The organism is Vibrio spartinae (assembly GCF_024347135.1).
In the GTDB taxonomy this organism is placed as follows: domain Bacteria; phylum Pseudomonadota; class Gammaproteobacteria; order Enterobacterales; family Vibrionaceae; genus Vibrio; species Vibrio spartinae.
The window spans coordinates 866,331-892,069 of sequence record NZ_AP024907.1; the positions used below are offsets into that span (position 1 = coordinate 866,331).

General features: G+C 46.2%; 24 protein-coding genes and 1 pseudogene. 9 read left to right on the forward strand and 16 right to left on the reverse strand.

All coding sequences use genetic code 11. The features are described 5' to 3' along the window. The first annotated feature begins 19 nt into the window (after positions 1–19). Entirely contained in the window at positions 20–1,348 is a 1,329-nt protein-coding gene (gene fucP, locus OCU60_RS04035; RefSeq protein WP_074374280.1) for an L-fucose:H+ symporter permease, read from the forward strand. Between the two features lie 50 nt (positions 1,349–1,398). After that, positions 1,399–2,418: an aldose 1-epimerase family protein gene (locus OCU60_RS04040; RefSeq protein WP_074374279.1), complete on the forward strand. Its 1,020-nt coding sequence runs from the start codon at positions 1,399–1,401 to the stop codon at positions 2,416–2,418. Positions 2,419–2,651: 233 nt separating this feature from the next. Here the strand turns inward: OCU60_RS04040 and OCU60_RS04045 are convergent. Continuing rightward, positions 2,652–3,073 (reverse strand): annotated as a pseudogene (locus OCU60_RS04045) (DUF2000 domain-containing protein). Positions 3,074–3,568: 495 nt separating this feature from the next. On the opposite strand from OCU60_RS04045, the gene OCU60_RS04050 reads away from it, so the two are divergent. The 4 genes from OCU60_RS04050 (at position 3,569) to OCU60_RS04065 (ending at position 6,377) form a co-directional block, all read left to right on the forward strand. Continuing rightward, complete coding sequence (locus OCU60_RS04050; RefSeq protein WP_074374277.1) at positions 3,569–4,201, forward strand: 2OG-Fe dioxygenase family protein; 633 nt, start codon at positions 3,569–3,571, stop codon at positions 4,199–4,201. After that, positions 4,201–5,283 carry a pyridoxal phosphate-dependent aminotransferase gene (locus OCU60_RS04055; protein WP_074374276.1) on the forward strand — a complete coding sequence of 361 codons (1,083 nt, stop codon included), beginning with the start codon at positions 4,201–4,203 and terminating at the stop codon, positions 5,281–5,283. Before OCU60_RS04050 ends, OCU60_RS04055 begins: the two co-directional genes overlap by 1 nt. Positions 5,284–5,350: 67 nt before the next feature. Next, a complete protein-coding gene (locus tag OCU60_RS04060) occupies positions 5,351–6,052 on the forward strand; it encodes an AzlC family ABC transporter permease (protein ID WP_074374275.1) in 702 nt (233 codons plus the stop codon). Further along, entirely contained in the window at positions 6,045–6,377 is a 333-nt protein-coding gene (locus OCU60_RS04065) for a branched-chain amino acid transporter permease (protein WP_074374274.1), read from the forward strand. Before OCU60_RS04060 ends, OCU60_RS04065 begins: the two co-directional genes overlap by 8 nt. 25 nt (positions 6,378–6,402) lie before the next feature. Here the strand turns inward: OCU60_RS04065 and OCU60_RS04070 are convergent, their stop codons facing one another. From OCU60_RS04070 to OCU60_RS04080, 3 genes are all read right to left on the reverse strand, one after another. Continuing rightward, positions 6,403–7,233 carry an AraC family transcriptional regulator gene (locus OCU60_RS04070; RefSeq protein WP_074374273.1) on the reverse strand — a complete coding sequence of 277 codons (831 nt, stop codon included), beginning with the start codon at positions 7,231–7,233 and terminating at the stop codon, positions 6,403–6,405. A gap of 215 nt (positions 7,234–7,448) precedes the next feature. Then, positions 7,449–7,964: a DUF4865 family protein gene (locus OCU60_RS04075; RefSeq protein ID WP_074374272.1), complete on the reverse strand. Its 516-nt coding sequence runs from the start codon at positions 7,962–7,964 to the stop codon at positions 7,449–7,451. 11 nt (positions 7,965–7,975) lie between these two features. Further along, positions 7,976–8,098, reverse strand: coding sequence for a hypothetical protein (locus tag OCU60_RS04080; protein ID WP_261854738.1), 123 nt, complete (start codon positions 8,096–8,098; stop codon positions 7,976–7,978). 108 nt (positions 8,099–8,206) lie between these two features. Here OCU60_RS04080 and OCU60_RS04085 point away from each other — a divergent pair, with 108 nt between their 5' ends. Beyond that, positions 8,207–9,076: a LysR substrate-binding domain-containing protein gene (locus tag OCU60_RS04085; RefSeq protein ID WP_074374271.1), complete on the forward strand. Its 870-nt coding sequence runs from the start codon at positions 8,207–8,209 to the stop codon at positions 9,074–9,076. Positions 9,077–9,141: 65 nt separating this feature from the next. Here OCU60_RS04085 and soxR read toward each other — a convergent pair whose 3' ends face one another. From soxR to OCU60_RS04110, 5 genes are all read right to left on the reverse strand, one after another. Beyond that, a complete protein-coding gene (gene soxR, locus OCU60_RS04090) occupies positions 9,142–9,591 on the reverse strand; it encodes a redox-sensitive transcriptional activator SoxR (RefSeq protein WP_095533330.1) in 450 nt (149 codons plus the stop codon). A gap of 130 nt (positions 9,592–9,721) precedes the next feature. Then, on the reverse strand, positions 9,722–10,264 hold the full coding sequence (locus tag OCU60_RS04095) for a GNAT family N-acetyltransferase (RefSeq protein WP_083602722.1): 543 nt from the start codon (positions 10,262–10,264) through the stop codon (positions 9,722–9,724). Positions 10,265–10,365: 101 nt separating this feature from the next. Beyond that, a complete protein-coding gene (locus OCU60_RS04100) occupies positions 10,366–11,784 on the reverse strand; it encodes an efflux transporter outer membrane subunit (protein ID WP_235862214.1) in 1,419 nt (472 codons plus the stop codon). Positions 11,785–11,790: 6 nt separating this feature from the next. Then, complete coding sequence (locus OCU60_RS04105; RefSeq protein WP_074374268.1) at positions 11,791–14,922, reverse strand: multidrug efflux RND transporter permease subunit; 3,132 nt, start codon at positions 14,920–14,922, stop codon at positions 11,791–11,793. A 74-nt stretch (positions 14,923–14,996) separates the two neighbouring features. Then, a complete protein-coding gene (locus OCU60_RS04110; RefSeq protein ID WP_074374267.1) occupies positions 14,997–16,163 on the reverse strand; it encodes an efflux RND transporter periplasmic adaptor subunit in 1,167 nt (388 codons plus the stop codon). Positions 16,164–16,264: 101 nt separating this feature from the next. On the opposite strand from OCU60_RS04110, the gene OCU60_RS04115 reads away from it, so the two are divergent. Further along, positions 16,265–17,035, forward strand: a complete 771-nt coding sequence (locus OCU60_RS04115; protein WP_074374266.1) for a response regulator — start codon at positions 16,265–16,267, stop codon at positions 17,033–17,035. Continuing rightward, positions 17,032–18,117, forward strand: a complete 1,086-nt coding sequence (locus tag OCU60_RS04120) for an ATP-binding protein (protein ID WP_074374265.1) — start codon at positions 17,032–17,034, stop codon at positions 18,115–18,117. Before OCU60_RS04115 ends, OCU60_RS04120 begins: the two co-directional genes overlap by 4 nt. Before the next feature lie 140 nt (positions 18,118–18,257). Here the strand turns inward: OCU60_RS04120 and OCU60_RS04125 are convergent, their stop codons facing one another. The 7 genes from OCU60_RS04125 to OCU60_RS04155 form a co-directional block, all read right to left on the reverse strand. Then, positions 18,258–19,814: an alanine/glycine:cation symporter family protein gene (locus OCU60_RS04125; RefSeq protein WP_074374264.1), complete on the reverse strand. Its 1,557-nt coding sequence runs from the start codon at positions 19,812–19,814 to the stop codon at positions 18,258–18,260. A gap of 468 nt (positions 19,815–20,282) precedes the next feature. Then, positions 20,283–21,809, reverse strand: coding sequence for a dGTPase (gene dgt, locus OCU60_RS04130; protein ID WP_074374263.1), 1,527 nt, complete (start codon positions 21,807–21,809; stop codon positions 20,283–20,285). Positions 21,810–21,922: 113 nt separating this feature from the next. Further along, positions 21,923–22,348, reverse strand: a complete 426-nt coding sequence (locus tag OCU60_RS04135) for a hypothetical protein (RefSeq protein WP_074374301.1) — start codon at positions 22,346–22,348, stop codon at positions 21,923–21,925. A 276-nt stretch (positions 22,349–22,624) separates the two neighbouring features. Continuing rightward, complete coding sequence (locus OCU60_RS04140) at positions 22,625–23,539, reverse strand: L-ribulose-5-phosphate 3-epimerase (RefSeq protein ID WP_074374262.1); 915 nt, start codon at positions 23,537–23,539, stop codon at positions 22,625–22,627. Positions 23,540–23,543: 4 nt separating this feature from the next. Continuing rightward, complete coding sequence (locus OCU60_RS04145) at positions 23,544–24,191, reverse strand: 3-keto-L-gulonate-6-phosphate decarboxylase UlaD (protein WP_074374261.1); 648 nt, start codon at positions 24,189–24,191, stop codon at positions 23,544–23,546. Between the two features lie 5 nt (positions 24,192–24,196). Then, on the reverse strand, positions 24,197–25,018 hold the full coding sequence (locus tag OCU60_RS04150; protein ID WP_074374260.1) for a Cof-type HAD-IIB family hydrolase: 822 nt from the start codon (positions 25,016–25,018) through the stop codon (positions 24,197–24,199). A gap of 6 nt (positions 25,019–25,024) precedes the next feature. Then, complete coding sequence (locus tag OCU60_RS04155) at positions 25,025–25,735, reverse strand: L-ribulose-5-phosphate 4-epimerase (protein WP_074374259.1); 711 nt, start codon at positions 25,733–25,735, stop codon at positions 25,025–25,027. Between the last annotated feature and the right edge of the window lie 4 nt (positions 25,736–25,739).

A 25,739-nucleotide genomic window follows, 5' to 3' on the forward strand; every position in this document is an offset into this window, starting at 1 on the left:
TCCTAAAAGGAACCCTACAATGATTAAATCTAATACCATCCAAGGGCCCGATGGGTATTTGGATAAAACACCCGTGTTTCAATTTATATTATTGTCCTGTCTATTTCCACTATGGGGCTGTGCTGCTTCATTAAACGACATTCTAATTACCCAATTTAAATCTGTTTTTGAATTGTCGAATTTTGCTAGCGCATTAGTACAAAGTGCTTTTTATGGCGGGTATTTCTTAATTGCAATTCCGGCATCTTTAGTCATTAAAAAGTCATCCTATAAAGTTGCCATCATGATTGGTTTGTCACTTTATATTTTGGGTTGCACCGCATTTTTCCCTGCTTCCCATATGGCGACTTACACGATGTTTCTGGCAGCGATTTTCGCGATTGCAGTCGGTCTGTCTTTTCTGGAGACGGCTGCCAATACCTATTCTTCGATGCTGGGGCCGAAATCGCACGCGATTTTACGTCTGAATATCAGCCAAACCTTCTATCCTGTGGGTGCTATTGCCGGTATTTTGCTTGGTAAATATCTGATTTTCCAGGATGGCGCGAGTCTGGAATCGCAGATGGCGGTGATGTCTGTGGATCAGATTCATGCATTCCGGCTGGAGATGCTCGAGCATACGTTGAAGCCATATAAGTATATTATCTTCATTCTTGTTGGTGTCTTCACCCTGTTTGCAATGACGCAATATCCGAAATGTAAAGTCGCACGACAAAGTGGTCATAAAGCGCCTTCGATTGGCAAAACTTTAAAGTATCTTTCGACCAATAACCGCTTTAAGAAAGGGATCGTTGCTCAGTTCCTGTATGTGGGAATGCAAGTCGCGGTCTGGTCATTTACGATACGCTTAGCATTAGAGATGGCCGATATTAACGAACGAGCCGCATCCAACTATATGGTGTATTCGTTTGTGTGTTTCTTTATTGGGAAGTTCGTCGCCAATCTGTTAATGACTCGGTTCTCGGCAGAGAAGGTACTGATCGCTTATTCAATTATTGGTATGGCGTTCCTGACCTATGTGTCTTTAGGTCATGATTTTAGCGCTGTCTATGTGGCGGTTGGTGTCAGTATTCTGTTTGGGCCTTGTTGGGCGACCATTTATGCCGGAACTCTCGATACGGTCGATAATGAATATACAGAAACGGCTGGTGCCGTCATCGTCATGGCCATTGTCGGTGCTGCTGTTGTGCCTGCAATCCAAGGCCTCGTTGCTGATGTGGTCGGCATGCAATTATCGTTCTTGGTTAACTTTATCTGTTTTGGTTATGTCGGTTATTACTTTTTCGGTGAAATGAAAAATAAAAAAGCAAATCAAGAACAACCTAAATTAGCGGAACAAACCAATTAATTCAGAAAAGCCACTTTATATAGTGGCTTTCATCTTCAGGAGATAAAATAATGTACACAATGCCTTTAGGTAAACATTTATTTAATCAACAAGAAGTCACATTGATTCAGTCTGAGCACTTTACAGTTTCTGGTTTTAAATATAACTCTGGTGTTGAAGCGCTGAGAATAGAAAATTCGAAAGGTTATTTGGTGATTCTTCCCTTTATGGGCCAAATGATATGGGATGCTCAATTTCTTGGTGAAGATCTGTGTATGGAGAATATGTTCTCTGAACCAAAACCACGTCATGAGGTTGTCGCCACGTATGGATGTTTCGCTTTTCATTCTGGCTTAATTCGGAATGGTTGTCCTAGTCCTGAGGATGACCACCCGCTTCATGGTGAAATGCCATGTGCCGATATGGATAAAGCATGGTTAGAGATGGATGAACAACACATCACCATCAAAGGGGAGTATGAGTATGTGATGGGGTTCGGTGATCATTATCTGGCATCACCATCCGTCTCAATTCAGCAAGATGCCTCGGTATTCGAGATTAAAATGAAGGTGCAAAACTTGGCCTCTGTACCGATGCCTCTTCAGTATATGTGCCATATGAACACGGCATATTTCCCTGATGCTGAAATGAAGCAGAATATTCCCGATAGTGCGATAAAACTTCGTGAATCTATCCCGAATCATGTCACTCCAACAGCACAATGGCTTGATTTTAATGAAATGCTCAAAACGCAAGCAAGCCCAATTGCACAGCTCTCAACACCGGATATGTACGACCCTGAAATCGTCTACTTTATGGATAACTTATCGTTGTTCACAGACCGGGCTCAGTTTGAAATGGCAATCGGGAATGGTAAAACGTTAATTACGCATTTTGATACAGCCATGCTCAATTTTGCGACGCGTTGGATTTTGCATAATGGCGATCAAAAAGTCGCGGCTTATGTCCTGCCTGCGACATGTCGTCCTGAAGGTTACTTATCTGCGAAAAAGAGCGGCACACTGATTCATTTACAACCGCAGGAAGTCAGAGAGTTTGCTGTGACGACCGGGATTGTTCAAACAGATTGATCGACACCGTATTGGCGCGTTGGCTGCAAAGCGCCAATACGATCATCAAGCTATGGCGTATGAACCGATACGTTGGCAATCAGTGAATTGAACTCAGTCAGCTTGATGCGGGTTCACTTTGCGCATTCACCTTACGTATTACGAATAGTGATGCTGGTATCCGCGCCTAAATCAGCCCGGTTGTCTTAGCATGGATAGCACAACGTGGGAACATGTTGTGCTATCACAACACTTTACTTATATAGGCTGAACTTTTTAGTGAGCCCTCGTAGAATCTCAGTGTCACCAAAGATGCACAAACCTAAGTACTCTAAGTCAGCCTCCTTGGTTTCTCGTGTTGTCTGCTGTTGTTCAACTGATCCGCCCTCAATCATTGAGCTTGTAAAGTCAGTGAATTTGAGATGATGATTTATCACTTCTTCCCGTAGCTTATTTGAACTATCTGTTTTCAGAACAATGAAAGGATAATGAGATATGCTGGGATGAATATTACCATCGATGTCTTCGTAATCAACATGCTGACTTTCGCTATCATCCAATTGATTCGATAACCCGACACTTAAGTGTCCTAATACGTTTAGTGTCCTTCCTAAATCCATTTTTTACTTAGAATAGCTACATATCGTTTCTGATTTTTATCTGGTAAAATCGCCATAACATACCCTTGTTAATTTTCTATTTGTCACTAATCTTATAAATATAATGATCCCACAAGGTACGATCCTATCGTGAGCTAGCTTAAATACAGAGCCATAAAATTATCGTTTTTTCAAAAAAATCAAACAAAATCAGTGTTTCTAAATATGTGTCCAAGATTAATTAGATGGAAATTACATCATTGACACTAAACTCAAAATTTAAGTTAGCCCTCTTTAGTGTGTGGTTTTTACTAATTTAATAAATTGAAAGAAAAAAGGTCTGTTGATTGCTATCTGTTTGTTTTATTTTTTTAATTTTGAATAAAATTACAAATAAAACGAAGCTGTTGAATTCAATGCGATGTTTAAAAGATCGCTTGTGATAAATTCATGGATGACGCTCCGAAAAACGAAACAGCAGTATTATTCAAAAAATAGAACACTATTATTCAATCTATTGCTGTGATGAGTCCGTAGTATAAGCCCATGAACTAACATTCGGATAAAGGAATATGCTCAATATTGTAAATGCTCCTCAAATACACAATTCACTAATTCATAGTACGTTTGAAGATTTAAAAGCAGATAGATATCTAAAAGAGAATTATGTCTATAGATATAGAGCTTACAGCGTTGGGAAATATAACACTAAAAAAGTAACTTGGGATGACACAGGGAAATTCTTTCAATCAAAAGATCTAAATAGTTATGCGGGTGGATTAGCAAGGGAGTTTGTCCCTTTATCAGATGAATCCAAAGAGCACATCAATAAAGTCATTGATGTCGTTGTAGATAATAAAAATATTCCCAAAGAAAATTACTCAATAGGTTGTCACCAAATAAGAATAGTGGCTCAAGAAGGTGCGATTGGTTACCCGGCACCGGAAGGTTTCCATCAAGATGGCTTTGATTATTTAGCAATTTATTGTGTCTCACTTGATAACGTCAATGGTGCGACGTCATTGATTTCCCCTCTAGAGGATGAGAGCACTATTTATGAGCATGCTTTATTGCCAGGGGAAATCATGGTCGTCAATGATAGGCTGGTTAAACACTTCGTCACACCTATCACAACAAAGCTTCCCGGCTTAGAAGCAAAACGAGACGTTTTCGTCATCACATTTTCAAAAATTACGAGTGAATAATGGCAATTGCAAATTACACAATTCAAGAATGGCTATTCAATGAAGCTCATGGTCATTTTGACTATGATCTGGCAGAAAGCGGTGTTCAATTCCAATACTTAAAGGACTTAACGTTAAATGACGAGTGGTGCTTAGATTACAGCATCGACCGTGGTGATTTGGCGCTGAGAAACACGATTCTTTCTCAGTACACTTCCCATACTGATGACTTGAGTAATCTCATTACACATGGCGCCCAAGAAGCTCTTTATATTCTCTATAACTCATTGTTAGAGCAGGGAGATCATGTCATTTGCACATTCCCTGGCTGGCAGCAAGCATGGGAAGTACCGAAGAACAAAGGGTGCGATGTTTCGCTGCTTGAATGGACTCCTGGTATTAAGTTTCCGGTTGCGGAACTTGTAAATACGATTTGCGACAATACGAAGCTCTTGATCCTAAATAGCCCATGTAATCCAACTGGAGCGACTTTGGGCGAAGAAGAATGGACACAGATTATTCAGGCTTGTGAACAAAAGGGAATTTGGATAGTTAACGATGAAGAGTACCTAATCGACTTTACTCAATCTGTTGTGAATAAGTATGAGAAGTCGGTCTCCATTGCAAGTTTATCTAAAATTTATGGATTACCAGCGTTACGTCTTGGATGGGCCGTGTCAAAAAAACAAGCCCTTATTGAAGAAATGGTTAACTATAAGCGTTACACCACTGTGTCCAACTCTATGCTTCTTGAAAAAGCCGCACTCTTGGTACTTCAAGATAAAGAAAAGCACATTCAACGTTTTAAAAACTACATTAATGAAGGGCGACCAATACTGGAGCAATTCGCTGAGTTGGCTTCAGCTCACTTGTCTTTAGTCGAACCACAAAGCACACCTTATGCGTGGTTCAATACGGCTGAGCATATAGATTCTAATGATCTTGCTAAGCAGCTACTTGAGCAACACAAATTGCTTGTTATGCCTGCTGAAGTATTCGGGGCTAAAAATGGGGTAAGAATTACTTACGCCAGAGACAAAGTTTTTCTGAAGCAGTGTCTCAATATGATTCTTGAAACATTAAATATAGAACAAAGAATCTAATCAGAAGAAGTTTGGGTGGCGAGTCGGTTTGGTTTCCACCCATCTTTATTCATGCGAGGGAAGGACATTGCATTTATCCAGTTTACTTAGAGTTTTTAAATTATCACTACCCGTTGCGACAGCCTATATTCCCCTAGGTTTGGCACTTGGTGTCTTTATGGTCTCTAGCGGTATTGCGTGGTATTGGGCCCCCATTTCTGCGCTAGTGATTTTTGCTGGCTCAATCGAGTTTTTGGTTGTCACCTTTATTCTTTCAGGACAGCCTTTAATTGCGGTTGCTTGGACTGCATTAATCGTGAATTTTAGGCACATTTTCTACGGATTATCCTTTCCGCTGAAAAGTATGAAATCACGCGTACAAAAGGCTTACGGTGTTTTTGCTTTAACAGACGAAACCTATGCCATTGTCTGCGCCAGTAAAGGAAAACCGTTGACGGGTACAGACATTAGCTTACTGCAAGTGATCAGCCATACATGGTGGGTCGGGGCCAGCTTTTTAGGTGCCGTATTAGGTTCATTATTACCGCCAGAGATTACTGGCTTTGAATTTGCTCTAACCGCAATGTTCATTGCACTAGCCGCAGACGCTATCAGTAACGATTCAGATAAGTCTTTGCTGTTCTATGCCGCAATATCCTGTTTATTTGGCATGTTAATGGAGTTCTACGTATTAAAGTCTTCTTTTCTGGGGGCTGGGATAATATGTTACCTATTGCTTATCAGTAAGGACTATAAACAAGCCCAAGTGGAGGTACCGATTAATGAATAGTGGCCTGGAAATATTTTTGATTATCTTAACCGTCTCAACAGTTACGATACTTTTAAGAGTTACGCCTTTTGTCGTGATGGATAAGTTGTCATCAAATAAATATCTGGAGTATATCGGGGCGAAGATGCCGATCGGAATTATGGTATTGCTGGTTGCTTACACCTTTCTGCACATTGATTTTTCTACAGCGCCTTACGGTATTCCACAAGTTATTTCATCTTTAGTTGTTTTCGCAGCATATTGGTATTCGAAAAATGCGCTGGCAGCAATAGGAATAGGTTTGGGGATTCACCTTTTCATTGTTAACTACGCGCAATTTTTATAAACGACTCGGAGTCAGCAAGAGGTGATCACCCTCGTACCTCTTGCTTTATTTTTCTTACTTCCACAGGAGTGTAGCCATAGTGTTTTTTGAGTAAGCGATTGAAATGAGCTTGATCAGAATAGCCAAACTCGTGAGCTACTTCTTTAATCTGCTTACCGTTCATTAGTTCACTAAATGCGCTTTCTAACTTCACTTGCATAAAGAAGCGATAGGGTGTTATGCCATACTGCTTTTTGAACTTTTTAATAAAGTAGTATTCAGACAAGTTCATTCGCGCCGCCAAATCAGGAATGTTGATTTTCTCGCGAACTTTCTCGTGCATTAGGTCAATCTCATTCATACCATGTACTGGCTTGCCAAATTCACTGGGTGATGCGTCACAAGAATGTTCAACGAGGGCCGTAAATAAATCCCATCCCGTATCTGAAACCTTTTGCGGTGAACTCGTTTCACTTCTGGAAAGTTCAAAGTAGTTTAAAAACAATTCAGTAAGACTTGGGTCGAACACGGGTGCTGTATCGAAATGCAACGTGTTTGGGGCGGTGGGGAATTTTATTTTTGCCACTTTCAACATAAATTCAGGCTTTATCCGCAGGTTTTTGGTCGATAGTAGTTGGCCCCCAACCCCTTCACCGCAGTGAACCATTCCCGGATTGATAATACATAATTGGTTTTCACTATAGTAACGCTTCAGGTTACCGACTTTCAGTTTTAACACGCCAGTAGTTACCAAAGTAATGTCATAACCTAAATGAAAGTGTGGTGAGCACTCTTGAGCAAGGTTTTCAGCTTGAGACGTCATAACATCAGGAAAGATAGGGCTTATTTTAAAATCTGAATATTTCAATGTACTCATTACTACTCCGTTGACTAAGCACTTTATTTCAAATTACAAATGCCAATTATGCAGTTGATATCTTATCACAATGTTGAGTTCTGAAGACTTAAATTTATCGCTCATTAACTAAAAAGTGAACGAAACCTGCCGGTTTGTACTACCACAACTCCAAATGAATCGATACAGGTAAATGTGGGGCAGTGATTGTTGACTGCCCCTATTTTTAGTTGACATTAGCTGGCGGTGAAGGCTTGGCCTCGGGCAATATATCCTACCGCGTAAAGGTCATGCGCTTGATAGGTGCTCAGCTCTGCGTTGCGAATCCATGTGACCCTGAGTGGTTGCCAGGCGTGGTAATTGATGCCTTGGATATCAGTCTGTTGGTTTGCATCATGGGTAATCGATACAAATTGATGTTGCTCAGTGGGCGGCGTCGGGGGTTCATCAATAAACCAAGTTTCGACTTTTGGCCGGCCGAATTGCTCACACAGTGCTTTAAATCCATCACTGCTAAGAAAGGCCATCATCGCATGATGATCTTGCCACACATAAAAGGGTGCGTAGCTATTCACGGGGAAGCCATTCACAGAATAGTGATACAGCGCTGCATCTTTACGAGCATATAGGTAAGCCTTGAAGACTAATCCCGGCCAACCATCTAATAAATAGCCCTTCTCAGTGATTCTGCGTTCGATGAGTGTCATGTCGTAATCAGCGGGAAACACAAACTTGTATTGCATTGCGATCATTATCATTTTTCCTATTTATCGGTGGCTGAAATATTGGGAGTAAAAGAGCAATCTACACGCTGATTCGTTTCATCGAGGCGTTCAGGCGCGAGCCGGGCGAACATCGCCATCAGTTCTGTTTCTGTGGTAGTCATCGGTTTTCCTCGTGTGCTTCAATGGACAGGAAAACCATAAGTTGATTTATTGATACAAAAAATCAAAACTATTGGTATTAACTATTTTGATTTTTGGGATAATTGGTGATGCGCAGCCTTGATCTAGATGCTTTGCGATGTTTTGTTTTAGGGATTGAATTGGGCAGTTTTGCTCTGGCTGCCGAGCGCCTGAATCGCTCTCCTTCAGCCGCCAGTGCCCAGTTAAAGAAACTGGAACAACAGTGTCATACAGCGTTAGCGGTGAAGGTTGGCCGGCACCTTGAACCGACAGACGCAGGGGAGGTGGTGCTGGGATATGCCCGGCACATGTTGCAACTCAATGATGAATTAATGCTCCGGCTGGTGGGGGAGCGGCTGGAAGGAAAGGTCACCTTTGGCTTACAAGAAGATTTCAGTGATGTGCTCTTGCCACAAATGTTAGGTGCATTTGCACGCACTCATCCGCAAATACAATTGCAGTCGATTGTCGGGCGACACCAAGAGTTGCTTGATGGTATCGTATCGGGTGAATTGGATTTCTCGCTGGGATGGGTGGGAGAAAAAAGTGCACCTTATAGTGAATTTTTAGCGGAGTTACCGATGCACTGGTATGGCCCGGCCAGTCAGCACCTCCGAGAGTCAGTGCTGACGACAAAGCCTTTACCACTCGTGATGCTGGACGGCTCATGTCTGATCCGCAAACAAGCCACAGAAGCGTTAGATCATCAAGGTATTCCGTGGAAAATTAACTTTGTTGGCAGAAGCTTAAGTAATTTATGGCGTGCGGTGGAAGCCGGATTAGGGATTACCGTGCGTTCTTCTTTCAGCCACCCGGAGAGCATTACCAAACTGAGCGGTTTTCCGCCATTGGGGACGCTAAGATTGTGTCTGGATCGCAATCAATATCAGCTAGAAGCCGTTCCGGCTCAGTTGTATGAGGAACTGAAACAGCAACTATTGCAGTATCTTGAAGCGTAGGGGAAAGTTTGGGCTCAGCCCTCATTCGTGAGTTGAGCCAGTTGATCTTTCATATGACGATGACCTTACTGACTCATCCGATGCGGGCCGGCGCCTTTCTCGCCTAATTGATCGTCAGGGTTAAGCAGCCTGCATCTTTCAAGAGAAAGACAGCCGCAGCCGATACAGTCTGTCATCATGTCTCTTAACTCGGTTAACTGGATGATTTTCTTATCCAACTCTTGTCGCCATCTGACACCCAATGCTTCCCAGTCTTCCAGCGTGACACGGGTACGATTCGGCAGGCCTTCAAGCTCAGATAAAATGTCATCCAAAGAGAAGCCGGTCCGCTGAGCAACCTGAATCAGAGAGACAATCCGAATGATATGTTTGGGATATTGTCTGTGGTTGGAAGCGTTTCTGTGACTTTTGATCAAGCCTTTTTTTTCGTAGAAGTGTAACGCTGATACTGCAACCCCGGTTCTTTCACTCAGCATACCGACAGAGATCCACTCAGGCATTATTTTCTTTTGCATTGGTTTATTGACCTCAACTTAACTTGAGATCTCATGATAGGCATCCATCGAGACTGGCTCAAGTGTTGATCTCGATATCTGATCATTGCGTTGATGTACCATCGGTATTGTTATGGGGCCGTTGACAGACTTATTTTTTCATCACTTTCTCAAAAATGAAGTATTCATATTCATATAAATCCGTCAGGTTGTAATCGCGCAGATCGGCAGGAAAATGCGTATCCGGATGATAGCGATTGTAAAATTCAGTAATGTGGAAGCCACACTTGTTGAGATAAAAGTGGACATTTCTTTTTTCAAAGTAGGGCGTTCCGGTTTGCCAGACCTTGGTTGCCGGATAGGCCGCTTCTATCGCCTGCCATGCAGCAAGGCCGATCCCTTGGTTATGATTACCTGAGTCAATAAAAAACCATTCAAGTTCATGATGTTGCGTCTCTTCGTTGATCTGCAAAACCGCACCGCCAACGGGGTTACCATTGGATAAAATATGGTAGAGAACCATATTCTCCTCATCAAATGATGACTCAATGTCTTCATCAGAGGGAATGGGTTTACCATGATACTGACCAAACTCTTTGATCACTGCATCGGTGAATGCTGTCTTTAATTTTTGTTTAAATTCGAGCCGGTCTTCTTGTTGAACCGGCATTAATGTGACCTGTTTTTCTTGCATTATCATTACCTTTTACTGAGATGAATGTACTGAGTGAGTGGCATCGCTCACCTTGACTCGATGATCAATCAAAGTGCCGATTCGCTGATTCAAGTCACCAATCACTCCCGTGTCTCTGATGACTCAACTAATCCGCCGCCTAACGCTTTATATAGAAACACCGCATTACTTAATTCTTGCTGCTTGAGTTCAAGCCATGTCTGTTTGGCTGCGTAGAGTTGCCGTTGGGCATCGAGTAACGTCAAATGTCGTTCAACACCAGCCTGATAACGCAGTTTAGACAGTTGTGTTCTGCGCTGTTCTGCTGCAATCACATCCATTTGTGCCGCGATTTGTTGTTGGTATGTTTCACGGCCGGATAAACCATCCGCAACTTCTTTAAAAGCGGTCTGGATGGTTTTCTCATATTGCGCGATGGCACTGGCGCGGCGGACTTTTGCCAACTGTAGTGTCGCATCAAGTTTTCCCCCTTGGAATATAGGCAGCTCGATTTGTGGTGATAAGGACCATGCCGAATACCCCGAACCGACCAGATGTTGGATATCCGAACTGGCATAGCCAATGGCGCTGGTCAGAGAGAGGCGAGGGAAATAAGCCGCGCGCGCTGCGCCGATGTCTTCATTGGCTGCAATGAGGTTTTGCTCCGCTTGCAAAATATCCGGTCGGTAGCGTAATAAATCAGAAGGCAGACCCGCGGGTAATCGGGTCATGATCCCTTGGTCTGTCAGTACCCGAGGTGCGGGGAGATCGTCAGGTAAGCGCGAACCAACCAGCAGTTGAAGCGAGTTTCTGGCTTGGCTCAATGCGCGTATTTTTGCGGCTCGATTGGCTTGTGCACTGGCGACCTGACTTTCGGCCTGAGCAATATCAATCGCACTCGTCTGATTCCCCATTCTGAGTGTTTGCGTCAATTTGAGCGACTGCTGCCAGTCAGTTAACGTCTTCTCGGTTAAGCTGAGTTGCTCAGCGGCCAGACGTTGAGAAAAATAAGCGTCTGCAATTGCGCTGATCAGCGCAATTTGTGCGGCCTTACGGCCATAATCACTGGCTAAGTAACGCGCAAATGCGGCATCAGACAGTGAACGCACGCGGCCGAATAAGTCAATTTCAAACGCACTGAAACCGATGTTCAGGTTGTTTTGTTGTTGGGTCTCAAATGTTTGAGTGCCATCATCATTGCTCGTCCGGGTACGTTGTCGGCTGCTGCTCATCGTCAAATCCAGATGAGGCGTCTGTGCCGAACGCTGAATGCCATATTGAGCTTGCACCGCTTCAACATTGAGGATCGCCATTCGTAAATCCCGGTTATTGGCCAATGCCAGTCCGATGATTGTTTGTAAGCGCTCATCGCTGAACATGGTTCGCCAGCCAAGCTCAGCGGTTGGAGGGGACATTGTCCCAAGCGCATTGTCGTGGCGCGGAAAGGTCGCCGGTACGGGGAGCGCCGGTTTGGTCATTTCGGGTGTCAGAGAACATGCTGAAAGCAAACCAGTCAGACAAAAAATGAATACACGCATCATATTAAATTAACCTTTGGGTTGTGCCGGTGAGTGTTGTTTCGCTTTTCGCCAGTTGGTGAGGCGTTCTTGGATATGCGTCACAAATACAAAGAATGTCGGAACAAAATAGATAGCAAGAATCGTCGCACTCACCATGCCGCCAAATACCCCCGTTCCAATCGCATGCTGTGTTTCCTGACTCGCGCCGCTTGCCAGCATCAGTGGCACAACCCCCAGACCGAATGCCAGTGAGGTCATCAAGATCGGCCGTAATCGTAATTGCGCGGCTTGAGTTGCCGACTCAATCAATCCATGGCCTTGTTCGCGTAGTTGTTTGGCAAATTCGACGATCAGAATGGCATTCTTCGCAGACAAGCCAATTACTGTAATCAGCCCCACTTTAAAAAACACATCATTGGGCAGGTCACGCAACGTCACTGCAATCACCGCGCCCAGTAAACCTAACGGCACAACCAACATGACGGACAGAGGAATCGACCAGCTCTCGTAGAGGGCCGCCAGCACTAAAAACACCACGAACATGGATAGCGCCATCAACATCGGTGCCTGTGAGGCGGATTGACGTTCTTGTAAAGACTGTCCTGTCCACGCCATGGTAAAACCGGGAGGCAGCTGTTTAGCGAGACGCTCGACTTCTGCCATCGCTTCGCCACTAGAGACGCCGGACGCGGCACTGCCAGACATGAGTAATGCGGGATAGCCCTGAAAACGAATAAATTGCGGCGAGGTTTCACGCCAGCCCGGCGTCACGAACTCTGATAAAGCAACCATGCCTCCATTGCTATTGCGAACATAAAGTTGCAGGACATCATCGATCTGCATCCTTGCTGAAGCATCGGCTTGCATGATGACTTGCTGCATTCTGCCGGCATTGGGGAAATCGTTGATGTATAACGACCCCGTCGCGGTCGATAATGTATCACTGATACTCGTATAGGAGACCCCCAGTGTGGCTGCTTTTTGACGATCGATCTCTAAATGAATGCTTGTTCCCGAGGGGAGCCCATCTGAATATACATCGGTCAATTTTGGACTTTTTTCAGCGAGTGCCAATAGTTGTGCCTCAGCTTGCCTGAGCGCTTGCTCGCCATGACCGCCCCGATCTTGTAAGAAGAAACTGATTCCAGAGCTGGTTCCGAGTTCTTCAATCGCGGGAGGCATCATATGTGTGACGGAGCCTTCAGGTACGTCTGCCATAGCCTTCTTAGCCAGTAATAATTCTTGACGCGTTGATGTGTCATCGCGGGTTTCCCAATCTCGTAAGGTGGTAAAGGTTTGGGCTGTATTGGTCCCTGAACCGGAAAAACCAAACCCGATCACCGTCATGGTGGACTGTACCGCTGGGCGGGACAGGATATAGTCTTCAAACTTTTTGACGATCGCTAAGGTTCGCTCGGCTGTCGCATCCGCAGGAAGCTGAATATTCGTCATGAAATATCCCTGATCTTCTTCGGGCAGAAACGAGGTGGGTAACTGGCGGAATGTGACAACCAATAGCGCGCTCAGCAGCACAAAGATCACCATCATGCGCCCTTTATGGGTGACACATGAACCAACGTGAGCCTCATAGCGGTTGTTGATGTGATGAAAGCATCGGTTGAACCACTGAAAGAATCTTGGTTTTTGGTGTTGGGCGGTGACTGGTTTTAGCAGCGTAGCGCATAAGGCCGGTGTCAGAGTAAGGGCTAAAAATGCAGAAAACAGAATTGAGACAGCCATTGATAGCGTGAATTGTTGATAGATCACGCCTACCGAATCACCTTCAAGTGCCATCGGAATAAATACCGCTGTCAGGACAAGGGTTATCCCGATAATTGCCCCCGTGATCTCTTTCATTGCAATTGAGGTGGCGGCTTGTGGCGATAGCCCTTTTTCTGACATCAGGCGCTCGACATTTTCTACCACGACAATCGCATCATCAACGATGATACCGATCGCTAATACCATGCCGAACATAGTCAAGACGTTGATTGAAAAACCGGTAACCAGCATGATGGAGAATGTCCCCAACAGTGCGATTGGTGCGACGATCGCAGGAATAAACGTATAGCGAATGTTTTGCAGAAATAGAAACATCACGCAAAAGACCAGAACCATCGCTTCAATTAACGTCTGGATCACTTTATCGATCGACACTTTCACGAAAGGCGCGGTATTGAATGGGATCGAATCACTCATGCCAGTCGGCAGGCTATGCCTCAATTCTGCGAGCCGTTTTTCGACGGCTTCGGCAGTGCTGAGGGCATTCGCGCCGGGTCGCAGAAGTATCGCGGCAGCGGTTGCATTTTTACCATTTTCCCGGTTTAAGAAGCCATAGGATTGCGAGCCGATCTCCACGCGGGCAACGTCACCTAACACCACTTTGGCACCATTGAGATGGGTACGAAGAATGATATTGGCAAATTGTTCGGGGGTGGTTAACTGGCTTTGTACCGTTAATGGTACTGTGACGCGTTGTCCGGATATCGTTGGCGCAGCCCCGACGCTACCGGGGGCGATTTGGATATTTTGCTGCGTCACGGCCTGACTGATATCCGTCATGGTTAAACCCAACGCATTCAATTTGTCCGGGTCAACCCAGATACGCATCGCTTTCTCGGCACCAAAGGATTGCACTCGTCCGACCCCATCGATACGACGGAGTTCTTCAACAATGTTACGAGCCAGATAGTCGTTGAGTGCAATTTCATCGAAGCGATTGTCATCAGATTTTAAGCCGACAATCATCAGGAAATTTGATGTGGCTGATTCAACACTTAAGCCATTTTGGCGGACGGCTTGCGGCAGTCGTGACTCAATCATTTTGAGCTGATTCTGAATATCAACCTGAGCGATATTCGGATCGGTTCCGGGTTTGAAGGTTGCCGTAATTGAGGCTGAACCGGAAGTATCTGCGGAAGATTCGAAATACATCAGGTTCTTGACGTTGGATAATTCACTCTCGATTAGGCTCAGGACACCATCGTTCATTGCTTTGGGGGTTGCCCCCGGATAAGTCGCCATAATACTGATGGTTGGCGGTGCCACTGATGGATAGCGAGATATCGGCAATTGAGGAATTGCCAGACACCCGAATAAGATAATAAATAGTGCAATCACCCACGCAAACACTGGGCGTTGTATGAAAAACTGAGACATAAAAGGACACTCTCACCTAAAGCATGGATTGTGGATGTGTTGACTCTATTTAAAGTAAGGGACTGTGATTAAAGTTAAAGGGGCTGTGACGCTTGCCATTGCCGCTGATGAACGGTTATACCGTCTTGTAATCTTTCTTTGCCTTCAACCACAATATGGTCGCCCGCATTCAGCCCCGCTTTGACATGGTATTGTCCTTTCACCAACGCCCCGAGAGCCACGGGTTTCAAAGCAGCACGATCATGGGAATCAATGGTCCAAATATGAGGCACCCCGCCAATGTGGACGATTGCTTGCTGCGGGGCTGTCAACGCGTTGGTATAACGCGAACGCAAAACGCGAGCTTTGACAAACATCCCCGGCAGTAATAAGCGTTGCTCGTTATCCACCAACACGCGCAATAAAACATCTCCGGTACTGGTATCAATCTTGATCCCGGAAAATAGCAACTGACCTTGCAGCGGATAAGGCTGCCCGTTCGGATGTAATATGTTGATATTGGTTTGTGTGGCTGCGGTTGATTCAGCAGAACCCGTTGGGAGCGCCTTATTGATTGACTCAAGTGATGAGGCCGGGCGGCGAACATCAACAAAAACTTGGTCAATCTGTTCAACTCGGGTCATCGGTGTGTTATCTGAGCGGCTGACCAGTGCTCCTTCGGTGACCAGTGTCTGGTCGATGCGCCCGGCAATCGGGGCGGTGACACTGGCATACTTTAAATCCAGCACACGGCGAGCGAGCGTCGCTTTGGTCTGGGCAACGTCGGCACTGGCCTGATCGCGTTGTAAAACTGCATCATCATATTCCTGACGACTAATTGCGTCTGCCTCAACCAGCGGTTTGAGATGGGCGACTTTTTCTAAAGCGCGTTTTAAGGTCACTTCGGCTTTCAGCAAATTGGCTCTGGCCGTATCGACATCCGCTTGAAAGGGCGTTGGGTCAATCTGAAACAATGGTTGACCGGCTTTCACTTCGGCCCCTTGTTTGAACAGACGATGTTGGACGATGCCACTCACCTGTGGGCGAATCTCCGCGACACGATAAGCCGTGACTCTTGCCGGTAGTGCTTCGAAAATATCCAGTTGTGCTGGCTTCATCGTCATGGTTGAAACGAAAGGTACGACGGCTTGCGACTCTGTTTCTTGATTGTTCTTGTCATTTTCGGACTGATGACAAGCCACTAAAAAGAGCAGGGGGAATATATGTAAGTGACAACGGACACATATATTTATCTTTTTCACTCAGGTATCCTTTTGGCAATGATTGAAGTGCTGGCGCTGTAGCGATAGGTTCAGTCTACCGCTCCTATGTGGAGGTTCCGCCGAGTAAATGTGGAGATTTGATGGAGATGAACGATTTACGCTTTGATGCGCAGAAATGGCGTGCTGATTCAGAACAAGATACAGGTGCAAACCATCAGGCCCTGATTCTGATCGCAGAGGACGAACCTGAAATTGCGGATATACTGGCGGCATATTTAGCACGCAGCGGGATGCGTGCCGTGCATGCAACGGACGGCATAAAAACACTTGCGCTGCATTCATCCATGAAACCTGATCTCATACTGCTCGATATTCAGATGCCGAAGATGGACGGATGGAAAGTTTTGACTGAGCTGCGTCAGCACAGTCAGACACCCGTCATCATGTTGACGGCAATGGATCAGGATGTCGATAAGCTGGTGGCTCTGAGAATTGGTGCCGATGATTATGTGATCAAACCGTTCAACCCGGCAGAAGTCGTGGCGAGGGTACAAGCCGTGCTGAGGCGGACAATGGACAGTCGACAACAGCATACGCAGCATATATTGCGCGTTGAGCCCTTCGAGGTTGACTTAGAAAGTCATGCAATCTCGATCAATCAAGACGGGCAGCGTCATTTGCTCTCGTTAACACTGACGGAATTCAAGCTACTGACCCATTTTATTCACTCACCGAAGCGGGTCTTTACCCGGGGAGAGTTATTGGAGGCGTGTTTACCGGAAGGGGACACACTGGAACGCACGGTTGATAGCCACATCAGTAAGCTGCGCAAAAAACTCGAAGTTCTCGGTATTCACGGGATTCCCGCCGGAGTCCGTGGGGTCGGGTATCGTTTCAGGGGAGAGTCATGAAATTAGCGGGGTTGAGTCGCCAGATTGCATTATCGATGATGAAAATTGCGATGGGATCGGCGTTACTCGTTATTTTCGGTTCCTTTGTGTTTTATTACCTGTGGGAAAAGTATTGGCCGAATGACATTCCCAGTGAGAGTGATATCACGCCGTCCTTCCCGGAATGGATTTGGATTCTGTGTACTTTTGCTTTTGTGATTTGGTTCGCTGTACATGTGGCGATTAAGTTATCCAGACGGATTTTAGAACCTTTAAACTCTGTTGCTGAAGGAATACGCACCATTGCCAAAGGTGATTTGGATGTACGGGTATCTGTCGGGGATCGTTCATTAGGGGAGGCTTCGCTGCTGGCCGAGGATTTCAACCTTTTAGCCGAGAAATTACAGCAGATGTCTGAAGCGCAAAATTTTTGGAATGCCGCCATTGCCCATGAATTAAGGACCCCGGTCACCATATTACGGGGGCGGTTACAAGGGTTAGCCGAGGGCATTTTTATCCCGGATAAAGCACAGTTCCTTAAATTATTAGCACAGGTCGAAGGCTTATCTCACTTAATCGAAGATTTACGGGTCGTGAGCTTAATGAATAGCGGCGAGCTGAATATCAATATCGAAGCGGTCGATCTCTCGGCGGAAATCAAATCGGTGGCTGATTTGGCGGAGAATATGCTGCAGAGCGCAGGCCAATCCGTCCGGCTGGACTTACATACCCAGTCCGTTTTATGTGATTCAATGCGGATCAGGCAAGCCTTACTTGCGATACTCGATAATGCCAGCAAATATGCCGTCCCGGGGACAGTCACGATTCGGTCAAAGGAACAAGACGGGGTTAACTTTTTGAGCGTTGCTGATGAAGGCCCCGGCATTGCCGCGGAATTATTGCCGAATGTATTTACGGCATTTCATCGGGCAAAAGATGCTTCACAGCGGGGAAGCGGGCTCGGCTTAGCCGTCGTCGCTGCGATTGCTCAGGCGCATCAAGGTGAAGTGACTTGTTTTCTCAATGAAGCCGGTGGGACGACGATTGAGTTATGCTGGCCTTCATCGATTTCAGCAGCATCGAACGACGAGTTTCATCAATAACGGTTCTCATCAATCATGATGACACTTGGGGGGCGATGGATGCTTCAAGCTGTGCTGCACCGAGTCCAAAAAAAGGGAGCCATGAATGGCTCCCTTTTTTACTTCATCTTAATGGATGATGACTATTTAATGAACAATGACTATGATTCCGTCTGCTTCGCTGAAAGGGACTGAACTTCATGGTCAGAGGTGGCGGTCGGTTTATGCCCCGTTTTACGTTCATAGCGACGTTCCCAGTAATCCGCGCCTTTGATCCCGAGTTTCACCGGGTTGAACGTATATTGTTTGACGCCTCGCTTCTGTTGTTCTTCATAATCGCTCAAGGCGGACATGGCCGGTTTATTGAGGAAGAAGATAATCAGAATCCCGATGATATTGAGCCAAGCCATGAGACCAACCCCGATATCCCCCATCGCCCAGGCGAGATTGGCGGCTTTCACTGTACCGTAGAATGTTGCACTGAGCAGGACAATTTTCAGTAAGAAAGTCAGCGTCCCGGAGCCAAAACGACGGCAAATGTAGGCGACGTTGGTTTCTGCAATATAGTAGTAGGCCAAAATCGTGGTAAATGCGAAGAAGAACAGCGCAATGGCAACAAAGGTTTTGCCGACGCCCGGGATCGCTTTTTCAATGGCTATCTGAGTAAATGCCGGACTGTTTGCTGCAACATCGGCTGCCAAATGTTGTACGAGGAATGTCCCTTCAACTGCACCTTGAACGTTATAAGCACCCGTAATCAGAATCATGAAGGCGGTTGCAGAACAGACCAACAGCGTATCAATGTAGATCGAGAAGGACTGAACCAGACCTTGCTGAGCCGGATGTTGTACATGCGCAGCGGCGGCTGCGTGAGGCCCGGTACCTTGACCGGCTTCGTTCGAGTATACCCCGCGTTTGACACCCCAGCCGATGGCGGCTCCCACACCGGCCATTGGTGTAAACGCATCACCGATAATCATGCTGAAGACCTGCGGCACTTGGCTGATGTTGAGCAGGATAATCACGAAAGCGGTAATAATATACGCAAGTGCCATAAAAGGGACGATAATCTGGGTGAAACTGGCAATACGTTTAACGCCACCGAAAATGATGAAAGCCATCAGAATGGAAACGATCGTCCCGGTCAGGATTTTCGCCATACTGAATGTGCCGATTGCGGTCTCGACCATCTCACCGCTGCCGAAAGCCGATTCGATTGCGTTGCCGATACTGTTTGACTGAACCCCCGGTAACAGCACACCGCAGGCGATGATGGTCGCAATTGCAAAAATCATCGCATACCACTTTTGGCCCATCGCTTTTTCAATGTAGTAAGCCGGACCACCACGGAACTCACCATCATCTTCTTCTTTATAAATTTGAGCCAGTGTTGACTCTGCATAAGCGGTCGCAGCACCGAGGAAAGCGACGACCCACATCCAGAACACTGCCCCCGGGCCACCAAAACCGATTGCGGCTGCAACACCGGCGATGTTCCCGGTGCCGACTCGTCCGGAAAGAGACACGGCCAAAGCTTGGAAGGAAGAAATTCCTTTCGTTGACGTTTTGGTCGAGAAGAGTAAGCGGCACATTTCTGCAAAGTGACGGACCTGAACAAAGCGAGTCAGGATCGAATAGAAAAGCCCAGCGCCAAGACACAGGTAAATCAGTGCCGGGCTCCAGATGATCCCATTCAAAAAATCAACAAATGACTGCATAGTTATTTTCCTGTATTTGAGTGTTGTTGTATGTCATTGAGGCGGTGTTGTGTTTGCAATATTTTCATCTCAATGTAAAGCAAATGTTAATATATGTGACTTTTCAATGCTATCTATTTTTAATTTGATGTTAAATCTTGATTTGTGCCAAATATTAGGGGGTATATTCTGGTTTTAAGTGAGATATCGAGTGAATGATGTTAATTTTATGTTTATTTATAGAGTAATAAACAGGTGGTGATTTTTTGTCTTTTAAGCAAGATGTGACTTGTGAATCGAATGAGATTGATATTTTATTCTGCACCTAGTCGGTATAAAGGTCAGAACTCGGTGAGGTGGTTAAAATTTAAATATTTTTAGGTGTCAGGCGGTTTCCGAACGGGTCATGAGCGCGGCGCATTATGTTGGTTAAAAATTCTACAAAGCAGGTCAATCGCCCGATGGACCTGCTTTGTGATGAACCGTGATTTACAAGCTATCAATCACACTCAATGAACGGAATTCGTCAAAAGCAAATTGGTCGGTCATACCACTGATGTAGTCCTGAATGAGCCGAACCCGAAAATAATATTCCCAGCTACTTTCATCCAGCGAATATCCTCCGGGAAAACGTCCGGCTTGAATTGCTTTCATCGCATTTTCGTAGGCACGCAGATGTTTGTTCGGCAGCTTTTTATATAAGCGGGCCGGGAGAAGCGGTTTACTCTCGCCGTCGGCAATCGCTTCAAACTGCGCTCTGCTCAGTTCCAGTAACGGTTTATAGAAGTCGAGCAGGCCGGTGATGATCTGATATCCTTGCAGCTCGCGGGCTTCCACTTCTTTATCACAGAAAGCATGTTTTTTGGCGACGTTTTTCAGGGTTTCGACCAGCACATGTTCGGTACTGTCATCTTCAATCAGTGCCCGGTCAAGATGACCGTGATAAATGGCCTCGATATTGTGGATAAACTGTCTGGCTGCATGTTTCGGCAGACGCTTGCTGATTTCGACTCTTAAGGTAATAAAAAAGTGACTCACCGCGCAGTTATTGGCGCGCTCAGCACTGTCGAGCGCGGTCTGAATAATGGTATCCATCATGTCATGAGCTGCATTCGGATAGTCCGCTTGCCGCAGACGTTGATACTCGGCTTTCAGTGCGTCACTGGTCTGTTTGATATCAATAATGCCTTTTTCAACTGCATCCTCAATATCGGCAACCCCATATGAAATATCATCAGCCGCTTCCATAATATAAGAGAACGGTGAGCGATTGCCTTTTTCCATAGAGAGAGAGCGATAAAGCTTATCAATGAAAATCTCTTCACTGAGATAGTAACCCACCTTTTTTTTCAGATACTGAAGTTCACCGGCAGCAAACGGATGACCTTCAGCCTGCAATGCCTTCGGGCTCAGTTCATCGCCTCGACGGGTATATTTGAGGATCGCTGAAATCTGCGTGTAGGTCAGGTTGAGGCTGAGAATCGAATGCACCAACCGGACTGCCTGCGCATTGCCTTCAAATTCGGTGAGATCTTTCTGCAATGGCTCAGGAAGCGGAATGGTTTCTGCTTTTAACGGAATATAGTGATGGAACCAGTCATTGATCGCTTGCTCACCGAAGTGACCAAAAGGCGGGTTGCCGACATCATGCATCAGACACGCCATTTCAACGACTGATTCAAAGTGGCGTTCCAGCGATTCAAGCCCGTAGCGTTCAGCATTCGTCCCCAGCATCTTATAAATTTGCTGCACGATATGGCGCCCGACTTGCTGCACTTCCATCGAATGTGTCAGACGACTACGGACGGAGGAGTTCCGTTCCAGCGGAAAAACCTGCGTTTTTTGTTGCAGGCGGCGAATCGCCGCAGAGTTGATGATCCGGCCGCGATCACTTTCAAAGCACGATAACGACGGGATTTTCCCATTGTGGTTGTATGGAATGATACTTTCTTCTTCGCCGTTACTTTGGTCATAAGGGCGGTTGAATCTGAATCTGGCTCTGAAATCGATCAACATAACTGATTCGTTCCATCTGTGTCACACGGGTGTTTGCTATTTAAAACAATTTTTTAACGGATGAAAACAGATTCTTATGATTATCGTGACTGATTCGCATCTGAAAGCATTGTTTATGACTGGGTTTGAATAAATTTACTGTAGGAACTGAGTTGTCCGTTAATATACTCGATGCCACAGTGAATATTGTGTTCCGCGCAACCGACGACTTGATACTCAATAATAAATTCACCACTGATCACTTTGATAAATAAGAAACCATCAACCACTTTCCACAGACCACGGAGCGTATGGTCACTGAATAAATCTTGTTCGGTCAAAGCGCCGTTCGGCAACAACGATAGGCTTGAGGACGATCCATCAAGGTTGACTTTGACCCACGGCTGGTGGTGCACCTCATAAGCGAGGATCTTGCGCCGTTTTTTGAGCCAGTGTTTGAGTTCCTGCGCTTGTGTCGGTGACAAGGTGGGTAAGTCTTCCATATCAAGCAGTGCGTGATACTTCTCATACCAGAAGAGTTGTAGGTGGAGTAATTTCATCAAATTGCGAGCGAGATCAGCGTTATATGCACAAGTGTTCACCTTGCGACAACCAAGGGAAGATGTCAATTTTTCCGGTTAAACTTTTCGCTCATCAAGCTTGTCAGTCGGTCTCTTTTGTCCCCGTTTTTTGTTGCCCCCTTTTTTCAAGCTCTTGTGTTGACCCCTTATGTAGAATAAAAGACGGGCAGACATCAATATGTCTGCCCGAACCGATGTACCTACCCGAATCAATGTACCTATTCGAACCATTCTTCCCGACCATGGCCGGAGATTTTAATGGACGGACGCTGTCGATCCCGGAAACAACGATTCCGGAAATAACGGTGGCAGGTTTGCCACGGTGCAGGCTTGGTTAAGACGCTGCTGTGCCGTGTGAATATTGTCTTGCCAGTGGTCATCTTGAGCCCACATTTCCAGCACTAACGGCACGACACAATCGAGTTGTTTGAGTGTGCTGAATACCGCTGAGAAATCCACCTCACCGTCACCGATGACCAAATCGCGGAACTGACCCGGATAACCCGGTTTGACCGGATGGGTATCTTTCAGGTGAATCTGTGTGATATGCGGTAAGCTTAGCGCGAGTTCCGTGCAGACATCGTAATTCCAGCCACTGATATTACCGACATCCGGATAAGCCGTGAAATAGGGGGAGTGCACCGCACGATTCAGCACTTCAAATTTACTCAGCGCATTGAGGTACGGGGTATCCATTATTTCTACTGCTAACATAACACCGGCACGTTCTGCCAGTTTTGCCGCACGTTTCATCCCGGCAACAAAATAGGCGTGTGTTTGGGCACTGTTGGGTTCGTAATAAACATCATACCCGGCTAACTGAATCACTCGGATGCCCAGCTTATAAGCCAGCGTGATGGCTTTTTCCAGATGCAGATCCGCTTGTTGACGAACGTCTGGATCCATCGAACCGAATGGGAATTTTCGGTGAGCACTCAGGCACATCGAATGAAGCGGCACCTGAAGTCGCTCACACACATGACGTAAGCCATAAATGGTTTCATTATCCCAGTCGAGCCGACTGCGTCGCTCATCTGATTCGTCAATCGAGATTTCAAGAAAATCGAACCCCAATGCTCGCGTCGTTGTGAGTTTCTCTTCCCATGTCATGTCGAGTGGCAGCGCTTTCTCATACAGCCCGGTCCGGTGACGTTGTACATGTCGGTACATCAGACTACCCCCAGAAACGTTCGATCTGCTCTTTCAGCGCGGCTGCGGTTTCTCCGCCTTTCTCACCGGCGAGCGCTCTGCCGGCAATGAATGTCTTCGCTTTGATGCCCTCAAACAGATAGAGATCTTCCGGAACGATGCCACCGGTAATCGAGAGTTCTAGCCCTAAATCTGACAATTGACGCATCTTATCCAGATCGCCCGGTGTCCAGCTGACACCGGCCAGCTCTGCATCACGCGAGCGGTGATAAATGGCCTGAGTGATGCCTAAATCGACCCATGATTTGGCGTCAGCCATGGTCCAGTTTCCATAAATTTCGATCTGAATTTCACCGCCGAATTCATCGGCAACCTGCTTACAGGCATCGATGGTTGCGATGTGAGCCGCTGCGGAAACCGTAATCCAGTTTGCGCCAGCCTCAAATGCCATCCGTGCCAGAATCGCACCGCCGTCGGTCGTTTTCATATCACAGACCAGTAAATGGTCCGGATGATTGTGACGCAGGGTTCTGACGGCATTCATGCCTTCGGCAAAAGCCAGAATGGTACCGACCTCAATCACATCGACAAAACTTTCGACACGGTGTGCCACTTCAATGGCTGAGGTCAGGTTGGTTTGGTCTAAAGCAATTTGAATCATGGGTAGGGTCATGAGATTTATCCTTGAATTTTCTGTCGTATGAGATGGGCAAGGCCATCGCTATTGTTATCGGTTTGACAGACCTGTTTCGCGTGAGATTTGACGGTGTCGTCAGCATTCGCCATTGCCACACCCAAGCCGGCATAAGTCAGCATTGAGATATCATTGTGGTTATCGCCGATGGCGATGACGTGGTTGGCGTCATACCCCAAAGCGGCCACATATTCGGCCAGTCGTTTGCCTTTGTTGTTCCCTTTGGCTGCAAAATCGATGCGATTTGACCATGAGAATTCACCGTTGAATGTCTCTTTCACCCAAGGGTGTTCCGAAAGACGTTCGACGGAGCTTGGCACGCCTTCGACAACGAATTTCCACACGTGATCTGCCTGTTCTACTAATTGGTGAAATGAATCAATCCGATGGATCTGAGGGCGAATTGACTCTGGGTATTGGTTGGCCCATTTTTCGAGTGCTTCCATATAAACAATCGGATTTTGTTTGGCGTAGTTCATCGTATCGGTGACATACAGGACCATTTTCATTTGGTATTGTGTGGCGAGGTCAATGAACTTGCGCGCATCGTCTTTTGCAATCGCGTCGTATTGCAAGACGGCTTCATTCTGATAGTCATAGACATACGTTCCGTTGCAGCAAATGATCGGTGTATTCAGCCCCAATTCGAGATAATAGGGTCTTGCTGCGGTATGATGACGACCGGTGACAATCACGACGTGGCACTGTTGTTGTGCCGCGTGAATCGCCTGTTTCACTTCAGGGTGAATGGTGTGGTCGTCCGTGAGTACGGTTCCGTCTAAGTCTAATGCAAGCACTTTATACATGTAAGATTACCTTTGTCCGTAGTAAGCATTTACACCGTGTTTACGCAGGTAATGTTTGTCGGAAAGTTCCTGTTGGATGTTGATTTCCTGATTCAGGAATCGTGTCGCAATCGCCATCGCAGCAACTTCTTCTAACACGACCGCGTGATGTACGGCGTCGTTAGCATCGGCCCCCCATGAAAATGGTGCGTGTCCTGCGACAATCACACTGGGGACAGACATCGGTTCAATATGGCGCATGTGAAACGTTTCGACAATCACCAATCCGGTATTCTTTTCATAGCTATTGATGACTTCGTCACCCGATAGTCGGCGTGTGCAGGGGATGTCCCCGTAAAAATAATCGGCATGGGTTGTTCCGAGTGCCGGAATATCGCGCTCAGCCTGCGCCCAGATCGTGGCATGACGTGAATGGGTATGAACAATTCCGCCAACGTGGTCAAATGCTCGATAAATTTCCAGATGCGTGGCGGTATCACTCGATGGGTTGAGTGTGCCTTCGAGCTGATTGCCAGCCAGATCGACAATCACAATGTCATCGATGGTCATGGTCTCGTATGCCACGCCGGATGGTTTGATCGCAACCACACCGGCAGCCCGGTCAATTTGCGAGACATTACCCCAGGTAAAGGTGACCAGCCCATAACGCGGGAGTTGCAGGTTGGCATCCAGCACTTGCTGTTTTAAGGATTGAAATGAATGATCGTGTCCTGACATATTT